Source organism: Corallococcus sp. CA054B (genome assembly GCF_003611625.1).
Taxonomy (GTDB): domain Bacteria; phylum Myxococcota; class Myxococcia; order Myxococcales; family Myxococcaceae; genus Corallococcus; species Corallococcus coralloides.
In genome coordinates this window covers 64,397-74,426 of the sequence record NZ_RAVY01000017.1, presented here as the reverse complement: position 1 = coordinate 74,426, position 10,030 = coordinate 64,397, and the positions used below count along the sequence as shown (strand labels likewise).

Sequence of the window (10,030 nt, the reverse complement as noted above, 5' to 3'; positions counted from 1 at the left end):
GGGGTGGGGGTGCCCTCGCCAGCCTGGGACGGCGGGCCCTTGTCGGCGCGCGCCTTGCGCTTCTCCTCGCGGTGCTTGCGGCGGCTACCCTCCACCGGTGCTCTGCCACGACCGGTGGGCACGAAGCCCTTCCAGAGGGAGCGGTCGTACGCGCGCAGGTGGTCCGTCCAGCGCTCGTTCGGATCGCGCTGCATGGCCTCCACCCACGAGGAGATGCGCGCGTCGAGCGAGCTGAGCGTGTCGACGATCTGCGCCTCCAGCGTCACCGGCACCTTCGCGCCAGGAGCGCCGGACGCCCCCGACTGGGAGATCGCCAGGTGCGTCAGGTGCTGCTCCAGCAGCGGCGGGAAGCCGGGGATGCCCAGCGTCTTCTCGCGGATCTTCTGCGCGGCCAGCACCGCGTGGCCCACCAGCCGGCCCTCGTCGGAGGTGTCGAAGCCCTTGTCGGACGCCCCGTCGCCGCCCTTCATCACGTCGTGCAGGAACGCGCCGGCCAGCAGCAGGTCGCGGTCCGCCATGGGGTAGTGGTCCGACACGCGCAGCGTCAGGCGCATCACCGACAGGACGTGCTCGGCCAGCCCGCCGCGCCACGCGTGGTGCACGCCCTTGGCCGCGGGAGCCACCGGCAGCGCCGCGGACACCTGCGCGTCGTCCAGGAACGCCAGCAGCAGCTGCTTCACGAACGGGTCGTTGACGCGCTCGGAGACGAGCTCGCGGATCTGCCCCACCGCGCGCGGGCCACCGCCGCCGCCCTCGTGGCGCTCGGGCTTGCCCTCGGCCTGCTTCGCTTCGCCGGACTTCGCGTCGCCAGACTTGGACTCGGCCTTCGCGTCGCCGGACTTCGCGTCGCCGGACTTGGACTCGGACTTCGCCTCGGCGGGCGGGGCAGGGGGCGGCTCGAACTCCTTGGGGTCGAGCGGCTCCGGATCCAGGCGCTCCACGGCCTCCACGACGACCTGGGTGCGGCCGTGGAAGACGATGACGCTGCCCTGCACGAGGACGTAGTCACCGTTCTGGAAGACGGGTTCGAGCGCGTCCACCTTGTCGAAGATGCGCGCGTCCACCGTGCCGCTCTTGTCGGCCAGGGACAGCGACAGGAACACCTTGCCGCTGCGCGCGTTCACCTTCTCCTTCTTGGTGACGCGGAAGACGGTGTTGACCCGGTCCTTCTCGCGCAGGTCCGCCGCGTACACCTTGCGGACGGTCTCGACGGAAGCCTCCGGGGTGGAAGAGGTCGCGGCCTGGGACTCGTTTTCGGTTGTCATCGCGGCGCGGACACTAACACCGAGGAGGGCCCGTCGAGGGCGAATCAGCACGGGCCTCAGCTCACCTCGAGCGCCACCGCCTCCAGGTACTCGGCCCCTGGGGAGCCGACCGGCGCCGGGTGGTCCGGCGGCAGCCCCATCCGTAACAGCCGGAATGCGATGCGCGCCTCCTGCTCACAAGCCGTGACCACGCACTCCGTGAACGAGCCCAGCGCCAGCGGTGGGTGATATCCGACCACGAGCAGCCGTCCGCCATGGCGGGTGCGCCGCAGGGCCAGCCGCACCTGTTCGATGAAGTCCTCCTCGGACGCCACCCCCGGCGTGTCGAGCAGCACCAGGTCGAAGGTGTCCTTGAGGGCCCGGAGCACGGCCAGCGGCTCGCCCTGCTCCACCGTCACCCGGCCGAGCAGCCCGTTGGCCTCCGCGTTCTCCCGCGCCAGGTCCGCCGCGTCCGCGTTGCCGTCGAAGGCGAGGATGTGCTTCGCCCCGTGCCGCCCCGCGTGGACGAAGAGGCCGCCCACGTTGCACGCCACGTCCAGCACCCGGTCCCCGTTGCCGGTGCGTCCCAGGAAGCGGCGCAGCTCGCGGTGGTCGTACGAATAGCCCGTGCCCCGGCCGTAGGTGAGGTCCACGGTGAAGCGCGCGCCCATCTCCAGCAGGCGGCACCAGCGCGGCGGCGTGCCGTACATCACGTGCGGGCGCTGCGCGGGCAGGCCCAGCGCCTTGCGCCGGAGCGTGTCGTTGCGCAGCAGCACGGAGGCCGCCCCCGTCACCTCTCCCAGCGTGCGGGTGATCTCCTCCTGCCGCGCGTCCATGGAGCGGGTGAGCGTCTGGACGACGAAGTGCTGATCATACCGGTCCACGATGAGGCCCGGCAGCCCGTCCCCGTCATCGTTGACGATGCGGCAGAAGCGCGGGTCGTCCACCAGCCGGCCGCGGCGCTCGAAGGCGTGGCGCACGTGGCGGGGGATGAGCCCCTCCACGGACTCGTCCGGCAGGCCCAGCCGGCGCACGGCGTAGGAAGCCTGGAGGTCCACGTCTCCCAGCCCCAGGACATGCCCGTCCTCGTCCTTCAGCTGCATGGGCGTGCCGGGCTGCGGCTCGCCTTCCATGGAGATGATGTCCTCGCGGCGCAGCCAGGGGGCGCCATGGCGAAGCTTGCGAGCGGCTTCTCGGGACAGGTAGGTGCTGAGCAAGATGCGGTCCTCCTCCAGCGCGATGGAGGGCACCCCGCAGGGTGCCTTCCACCAAACATGGGCCGTGTGGGGCCTGCTGGCGGCGAGGGCCGTGCCGCTGCCCCGGAGGGCAGGGGAGGGAGCGTCGTCAGAGCACGGGAGGTGGCCGCTTGTAGGCCTTGAACGTCACCCGGGTGAGCAATCCGCTGACCACCAGGGCCAGCGCGATGCCCATCATCCGGACATTCCAGTTCGTGCCGGTGAAGAGCAGCACGAGCGCGAGCACGCCCGCCGCCACCGCGCCCACCACCGTGAGCGTCTGGGCGCGCTTGGACGCGTCCTGGCCATGGGGCTTCTTCGCCCGGGCCAGGGCGGGCAGCGAGGACGCCTTGCGCCACTTCTCCGCGCCGTCCTCGCGCACCTCGTCGTCCGGGTCCACCAGGCCCTGCAGGTAGGCCCGCTCGATGTCACCCAGCGAGGGGAACATCAGCTCACCATCGGGGCTGCGCACGCGGTACGCCATGGGTCTTCCTCCCTCCCGGCCTACCCTGCCCGGAAGGGGGCGGGGACCTCAAGCCAGCTCGGTGGCAATCTGCTCAGCGGCGCGCAGTCCATCAATGGCGGAGGACACGATCCCCCCCGCGTAGCCGCACCCCTCGCCGACCGGATACAGGCCGCGCATGGACACGGACTGCAGGTCGTCACCCCGGGTGATGCGCACCGGCGAGGACGTCCGGCTCTCGATGCCGATGAGCTTCCCCTCGTCGCTGATGAAGCCCTTCATCTTCCGGTCGAACGTGCGCAGCGCCGCCTTGAGCGACTGCGTCAGCCGCTCCGGGAAGAGCTTGTTCAGGTCCGTGTGCGCCAGGCCCGGGCGGTAGCTGGTGGCGCCGGGGGCCTTCTTCACGCGGCCGGCCAGGTAGTCCGGAATCGTCTGCGCGGGCGCGAAGAAGCGGCCTCCGCCCAGCTTGTAGGCCTCACCCTCCCAGTGCCGCTGGAACTCCAGGCCCGCGAGCGGCCCGTGGAAGCCCTCGCGCGCGAAGTCCGCGACGGACACGGACACGACGATGCCCGCGTTGGCGTACTTCGCGTTGCGCCGCGAGTTGCTCATGCCGTTGGTGCACTGCAGCCCCTCTTCGGTGGGCGTGGGCACCACGATGCCGCCGGGGCACATGCAGAACGAGTAGACGCCGCGCACCTCGCCGTCCACGTCCAGGTTCTCCGCCAGCTTGTAGTCCGCGGGCGGCAGCTTGGCGTGCTTCGCCGCGGAGCCGTACTGGATGCCGTTGATCAGCGCCTGCGGGTGCTCCGCGCGGAAGCCCAGCGCGAAGGGCTTGGCCTCCACGCTCACCCGGCCGTCGGCGGCGAAGCGCTCGTACAGCTCGCGAGCGGAGTTGCCCGGCGCCAGGATGACGCGGTCGCTCTCCAGCGTGCGCCCGTCCGCCATCTTCACGCCCGCGATGCGGCCGTCGCGGTAGAGCAGGTCGTCCACGCGCTGCTCGAAGTACACCTGGCAGCCGCCCGCGATGAGCTCTTCGCGCAGCTTCGCCACCGCGCCGGGCAGGAGGTCGGAGCCGATGTGCGGCTTGCCCTCGATGAGGATGTGGTCCGGCGCGCCGTACTTCGCGAAGGCCTCAATCACCTTGCGCACCATGGGGTGGTTGATGCGCGTGGACAGCTTGCCGTCCGTGTACGCGCCCGCGCCGCCCTCGCCGAAGTTCATGTTGCTCTCGCGGTCGAGCGACCCGTCGCGCATGAGCTTCGCCACGTCCTTGCGGCGCGTCACCACCTCCTTGCCGCGCTCCAGCAGGATGCTGCGCACGCCGCGCTCCAGGAGGCCCAGCGCGCAGAACAACCCCGCGGGGCCGGTGCCGATGATGAGCGGCAGCTTCTCCGGCTCCTTCACGCGCGGCGGCAGGTCCGGCGGAGGCGGGGCCTCGCTCACGTCCGGGGGCAGTCGCGGCGCCTTGCGGCCCGGGGCCAGCTCCACCTCCAGCGTGTAGATGTAACGCGGGCTGCCCTTCTTGCGCGCATCCAGCACCGAGCGCACCACCCGCACGGAGGCGAGGTCACTCCGGGTGACCCCCAGCTTCTCCGCGGCGCGTTGGCCGAGCAGCTCCTCCGGCTCGTCCAGCCACAGCCCGATGTTGTTCACCCGGTACGCCATTGTGTTCTGACTCCTCGATGGGGGCGCGTATGTGCTCCACCCCCCGGAGGGAATGCAAGCACTTGAAAAGACAAGATGGCCCGTGGGGTGGGTGCGTACCCGCCGATGCACCCGCCAACGCCGTTCCAGGCAGAGCGGACGCCCGGGTGCGTAACCCCCTTCGCACACTCCACGTTCCGTGCCGTCCACTTCCGGGCTTCAACCCCTGAAGACTGCTGGAGAATCCGTTCGGAAGAGAACGGCTGGCACGGAGGTTGAAGACCGTACCCGCACGCAGTCGCGGCGCCCTGACACGTGGCGTCGAATCCGGAGGCAATTCCCGTGAGCACCGACCAGAAGGGCACCCGCATCCTCGCGCGCACGTTCTTCAACCAGCTGCGCGCAAGCGGTTACACGCCGCACCAGGTCATCGGCATCGCCACGGAGCTCCTGGAGCTCGTGACGACCGACCTGAAGGAAGGCGACAAGGCGGTTGCTGCCGCCCAGTCGACGCCAGCCCCCGACTCCGGGGCGGGCTTTCAGCAGCGCGCGTAGCCCCTTAGAATCCCCTGCATCGACCCTCCGCGGGTGAGCGGGCTCCGGACTGGTTCCGGGCGCCCCACCCGCGAGGTGATGGGAGCTCGAGCAGAATTCGCCCGCACGGTCATTGACGGGTCGTCCTCGGGCCTTCAGGGCTGGGGGTGGCGACGGCGCTCGCGGGCCGCCGCGGCGGCGATGACGAGCAGCGCGGCGGTGAGCGCGGTGAAGACGAGGCTCGCGGACGTGGGCACCGTCAGCGCGAGCAGCCCCATGGCCAGCAGGAACGCGAGCACGTCCACGGCGGCGGGCCTGGGTTGGGGCAGCACGAGCACCGTGGCGCAGCCGGCCAGCGGCAGCCCCAGCGCGACCTGCCGGAAGATGGCGTCCGTGCTGGTGCGCACCGTCTCCCAGTAGTTGATCAAGATGGCGGCGAAGATGACGACCGTGCCGCCCGCGAGCACGAGCACGCCCGCCGCCGCCGCGTCCTTGGTGAGCCGGGCCTTCTCGTCGAACTGCTGCACGGCCAGGTCCACCAGCTGCTCCAGCGCGCTGTTCAGGATCTCCGCGAAGAAGATGAGCAGCACGCAGAAGATGAGCGTGACCTTCTCCGCGAGCCCCAGCGGGATGCCGCTGCCCACCAGCCCCACCAGTACGCCGGAGATGAGGTGGATGCGCATGTTGCGCTGCCAGGCCACGGTGTGGATGAGCCCTGCCCACGCATGTCCGAACGAGGCGAACAGGCCGTTGCTGCGGCGGGAGGGAAACTGGGGATGAGGGGATACAGGAACGGTCATCGGAAGGTGAAGGGGTGGGCAGGCTAGCACCCACGGGTCCGATTGAAGCGGGGGAGTGAAGGGGTAAGGTCGACCGCGTGATGCGAACGTTCCTTCCGTCCTGGTCGCGCTCGCTGGCGCTGACCCTGCTTTGCACCTCCGTCCTCGCTCACGCGCAGGGCACTCCCGAAGCGTTTGAAGGCGACGACCTGGGGTTGGAGCCGCCGGGTGTTCAATACCTGCCAGCTCCGGCCCCCCGGGCGCACGAGCAGCGCCGCCTGTCGCCGGACGCGCCCGCCGTGGTGCGGCGTGAAACGCGAGCCGCGAAGTCCAACGTGAAGGCCGCGGGTGTGCCGCAGACGCGGCGGGGCGAGGGCGCGCTGTCCGGCAAGGTCATCTACCTGAGCCCGGGCCACGGCTTCTACCGCGACAACGGCCTGAAGCGCTGGGCGACGCAGCGGCCCAACACCTGGGGCGTGGTGGAGGACTTCATCTCCGTGGAGGTGGTGTCGCAGGAGCTGCAGCCCATGCTGATGGCGGCGGGCGCCACGGTGGTGTCCGTGCGTGAGACGGACCTGAACCCGCTCATCGCCACCGTGGACAACGGCGGCACGGGCTACGTGGAGAGCGGGGACGCCGCGCGCTTCCACGCCTCCACTCAGAAGGGCTGGGCGCCTCCGCCCGTGCCCATGGGCAACGGGGTGGAGCCCTTCACGCTGGGCACCACGCGCACGCTGGACACGGCGGCCACCTCCACCGCGAAGGCGACGTGGACGCCGGACGTGCCGGCGGACGCGGCCTACAACGTCTACGTCTCCTACGGCTCCGACCCCACGCGCGCGACGGACGCGCACTACGTGGTGAAGCACGCGGGCGGGGAGAGCCACTTCCGCGTGAACCAGCAGCGCCACGGCGGGACGTGGGTGCTGCTGGGGCGCTTCTACTTCAAGGCGGGCCAGCACCCGGAGTCCGGCGCGGTGGTGCTGGAGAACGACTCGGCGCAGGGCACGGGCGCGACGCTGTCCGTGGACGCGGTGCGGCTGGGCGGTGGGCGCGGCCTGATGGGTGACGCGGCGCAGGGACCGCTCCTGCGTCCGCGCTTCGAGGAGAGCGGGCGCTACCACGTGCAGTACAGCGGGGCGCCCTTCAGCGTGTACGCACCGTCGGGGGCCAACGCGCTGTCCAACGAGCGCAACGCGGACGTGACGTCCCGGCCGCGCTTCGCCGCGTGGCTGCACGAGGAGGGCGAGGACGCCGTCTACGTCGCGTGGCACACCAACGCGGGCACGTCCGGCACGGTTCGGGGGACGGAGGCCTACGTCTACGGGCCGAACCCGGTGGACGGAACGCTCAACTTCACCGGCGTGAAGGACAGCGACGTGATGGCGCGCGCGCTCTTGTCGCAGCTTGAAACGGACCTGAAGCGCGAGGTGGATCCGAACTGGCGGGTGCGTGCCCTGCGCTCGGCGAACCTGGGCGAGGTGAACCCCACGCACAACCCGGAGATGCCCAGCGTGCTCCTGGAGATGGCGTACCACGACAACACGACGGACGCGGCGAGCCTCAAGGAGGCCCGCGTCCGCCACGTGGCCGCGCGCGCCATCACCCAGGGGCTCATCAAGTACTTCGCGACCCGCGACGGTGCGGCGGTGCACCTGCCGCCGGAGACGCCGGGAGCGGTGGTGGCGCGCAACGCGACGCCCGGCGCGGTGGAGGTGAAGTGGACCGCGCCCCCGCAGGTCGCGTCGGAGGAGGGCCGCGACGCCCCCACGGCCTACCGGCTCTACCAGAGCGCGGACGGCTTCGGCTGGGATGAGGGCACGGAGGTCCAGAACACGTCGGCCACCGTCACGCTGTCGCCCGGCACGCTGCGCTACTTCCGCGTGGCGGCGGTGAACGCGGGCGGCGAGTCCTTCCCGTCCGCCACGGTGGGCGTGCGGGTAGGGGACACCGCGCCGGTGCTGCTGGTCAACGCGTACGAGCGCCTGGACGCGACGGTGGCGTGCGGCGAGGAGCTGGAGACGCCGTACGACCTGGAGGCCCCGCTGCGCGTCTACCTGGAGGCGATGAACGACGGCAGCTACCTGCGCCAGCACGGCGCGGCGTTCGCGCAGTCGGCGGTGGCCTTCGACAGCGCGACGGGCAACGCGGTGGCGGCGGGGCTGGTGTCGCCCACGGGCTACCGGCTGGTGGACTGGTCCACCGGGCGCGGAGGCGTGGGAGGGGCGGGCCTGACGCGGGCGGAGCAGGACGCCCTGCGCGCGTTCGTCACCGGGGGCGGGCACCTGATGCTGTCGGGTGGACGCACGGTGTCCACGCTCGCGGCGGGGAGCGCGGACGACAAGCTGTTCCTCACGGACATCCTCCGGGCGTCCCTAGCGGAGGGGGCGCCGGCGGCCCGGGTGGAAGGCTCGGCGGGCGGGCTCCTCGCGGACCTGGCGGCCACGCCGCTGGCGGATGGGACGCTCGGCGCCTACCCGGTGGGGGTGACGGACGTGCTGGCGCCCACGGGCGGCGGCGCGGACGTGCTGCGCTACACCGGCACGTCGCTGGGCGCGGGCGTGCACTCCACGGGCACGGCGCCCGCGGGCCAGGTGCTGGTGCTGGGCTTCCCGTTCGAGGGCCTTGCGTCCAATCGTGAGCGTTCGCGGCTGGTGGGCGCGTTCCTGGTGCGCTCGGGAATCGTCGCCCAGGCGCCGGCCCTGCCCGACGCGGACGTGACGCCCGCGGTCAGCCCCCGGCCGCTCTCGTCCTGCGTGGCGGTGCGGGAGGTGGATCCGCATCCGCCCGTGCAGCCGCCTCCGCCTCCGCCGCCGCCGGAACCCACGGTCGTTCCAACGCTCCCGAGCGACTATTCCCCCAAGGGGGACAGCGGCTGCGGATGCGGGGCCGGCGCGGGAACGGCCTCCGGGCTCTGGCTGTTGGTCGGGGTGATTGTTCAGCTCCGGCGTGCACGCGCGAAAGCGACTCACGCGAAGCGTTGACTCGGCGGGGGCGCCTGCCTACGGTCGCCCGCCTTCTTTACGAGATTCATGACGGTGGGCCGCGAAGGCCCACTCCTTCAAGGGGACGGAAAAAACCATGGCCATCAAGCTCGCCATCAACGGCTTCGGTCGTATCGGTCGCTGCATCCTGCGCGCCGCGCTCAGCCGCAAGGAAGACCTCGAGATCGTCGCCATCAACGACCTCGACAAGCCGTCGGCGCTGGCCCACCTGTTCAAGTACGACTCCGTGCACCGCACGTGGCCGGGTGAGGTTTCGCACACGGACAAGGGCATTGTCGTGAACGGCAAGGAGATCGCCGTCACCGCGGAGAAGGACCCCTCCGCGCTGCCCTGGAAGAACATGAACGTGGACGTGGTGATGGAGTGCACCGGCCGCTTCACGGCCCGTGACGCCGCCGCCAAGCACCTGGCCGCGGGCGCCAAGAAGGTCATCATCTCCGCGCCGGCCAAGGGCCCGGACATGACCATCGCGTACGGCATCAACCACCACGAGTACGACCCGGCCAGGCACCACATCGTCTCCAACGCCTCGTGCACCACCAACTGCCTGGCGCCCATCGCCAAGGTGCTGGTGGACAACTTCGGCGTCGAGAAGGGCCTGATGACGACGGTGCACAGCTACACCAACGACCAGCGCATCCTGGACCTCACCCACGAGGACATGCGCCGCGCCCGCGCCGCCGCGCTCTCCATGATCCCCACCAGCACCGGCGCCGCGAAGGCCATCGGTGAGGTGATCCCGTCGCTCAAGGGCAAGATGCACGGCATCTCCGTCCGCGTCCCCACCCCGAACGTGTCCCTGGTGGACCTGACGGTGAACACCACCAAGAAGGTCACGCCCGAGGAGGTCATCGCCGCGATGAAGGCCGCCGCCAACGGCGCGCTCAAGGGCGTGCTGGAGTTCAGCGACGCGCAGACGGTGTCGGTGGACTACAACGGCAACCCGCACTCGGCCATCTTCGACGCGACCAACTGCTTCGTGATGGGCGACAACATGCTCAAGGTCATGGCCTGGTACGACAACGAGTGGGGCTTCTCCAACCGCATGGTCGACACGGCGAAGTTCCTCGTGTCCAAGGGCGTGGCGTAAAGCCTCCCCGCACCGGCACCCCAGGCTGACCGAGAC

At 70.9% G+C, this 10,030-nt stretch carries 8 protein-coding genes; 3 read left to right on the top strand and 5 right to left on the bottom strand.

From position 1 onward, the window contains the following. The 4 genes from D7V80_RS06930 to D7V80_RS06915 form a co-directional block, all read right to left on the bottom strand. Positions 1 to 1,265, bottom strand: a 1,265-nt coding sequence (locus tag D7V80_RS06930) for an HD domain-containing protein (RefSeq protein ID WP_120587406.1), incomplete at its 3' end; no start/stop codon positions are given. Positions 1,266 to 1,321: 56 nt separating this feature from the next. Next, positions 1,322 to 2,461, bottom strand: a complete 1,140-nt coding sequence (locus D7V80_RS06925; protein WP_199738408.1) for a class I SAM-dependent rRNA methyltransferase — start codon at positions 2,459 to 2,461, stop codon at positions 1,322 to 1,324. A 127-nt stretch (positions 2,462 to 2,588) separates the two neighbouring features. Further along, complete coding sequence (locus D7V80_RS06920) at positions 2,589 to 2,963, bottom strand: hypothetical protein (protein WP_120587405.1); 375 nt, start codon at positions 2,961 to 2,963, stop codon at positions 2,589 to 2,591. A 48-nt stretch (positions 2,964 to 3,011) separates the two neighbouring features. Next, positions 3,012 to 4,607 (bottom strand): NAD(P)/FAD-dependent oxidoreductase, encoded by a 1,596-nt coding sequence (locus D7V80_RS06915; protein WP_120587404.1) that lies wholly within the window; start codon positions 4,605 to 4,607, stop codon positions 3,012 to 3,014. Between the two features lie 321 nt (positions 4,608 to 4,928). On the opposite strand from D7V80_RS06915, the gene D7V80_RS06910 reads away from it, so the two are divergent. Next, positions 4,929 to 5,141 carry a hypothetical protein gene (locus D7V80_RS06910; RefSeq protein WP_014398041.1) on the top strand — a complete coding sequence of 71 codons (213 nt, stop codon included), beginning with the start codon at positions 4,929 to 4,931 and terminating at the stop codon, positions 5,139 to 5,141. 134 nt (positions 5,142 to 5,275) lie between these two features. On the opposite strand, the gene D7V80_RS06905 is transcribed toward D7V80_RS06910, so the two are convergent. After that, positions 5,276 to 5,920 carry a diacylglycerol kinase gene (locus D7V80_RS06905; RefSeq protein ID WP_120587403.1) on the bottom strand — a complete coding sequence of 215 codons (645 nt, stop codon included), beginning with the start codon at positions 5,918 to 5,920 and terminating at the stop codon, positions 5,276 to 5,278. Between the two features lie 80 nt (positions 5,921 to 6,000). On the opposite strand from D7V80_RS06905, the gene D7V80_RS06900 reads away from it, so the two are divergent. Further along, positions 6,001 to 8,883, top strand: coding sequence for an N-acetylmuramoyl-L-alanine amidase (locus D7V80_RS06900; protein ID WP_120587402.1), 2,883 nt, complete (start codon positions 6,001 to 6,003; stop codon positions 8,881 to 8,883). 97 nt (positions 8,884 to 8,980) lie between these two features. Beyond that, positions 8,981 to 9,994: a type I glyceraldehyde-3-phosphate dehydrogenase gene (gene gap / locus D7V80_RS06895; RefSeq protein ID WP_120587401.1), complete on the top strand. Its 1,014-nt coding sequence runs from the start codon at positions 8,981 to 8,983 to the stop codon at positions 9,992 to 9,994. The last annotated feature ends 36 nt before the right edge of the window (positions 9,995 to 10,030 follow it).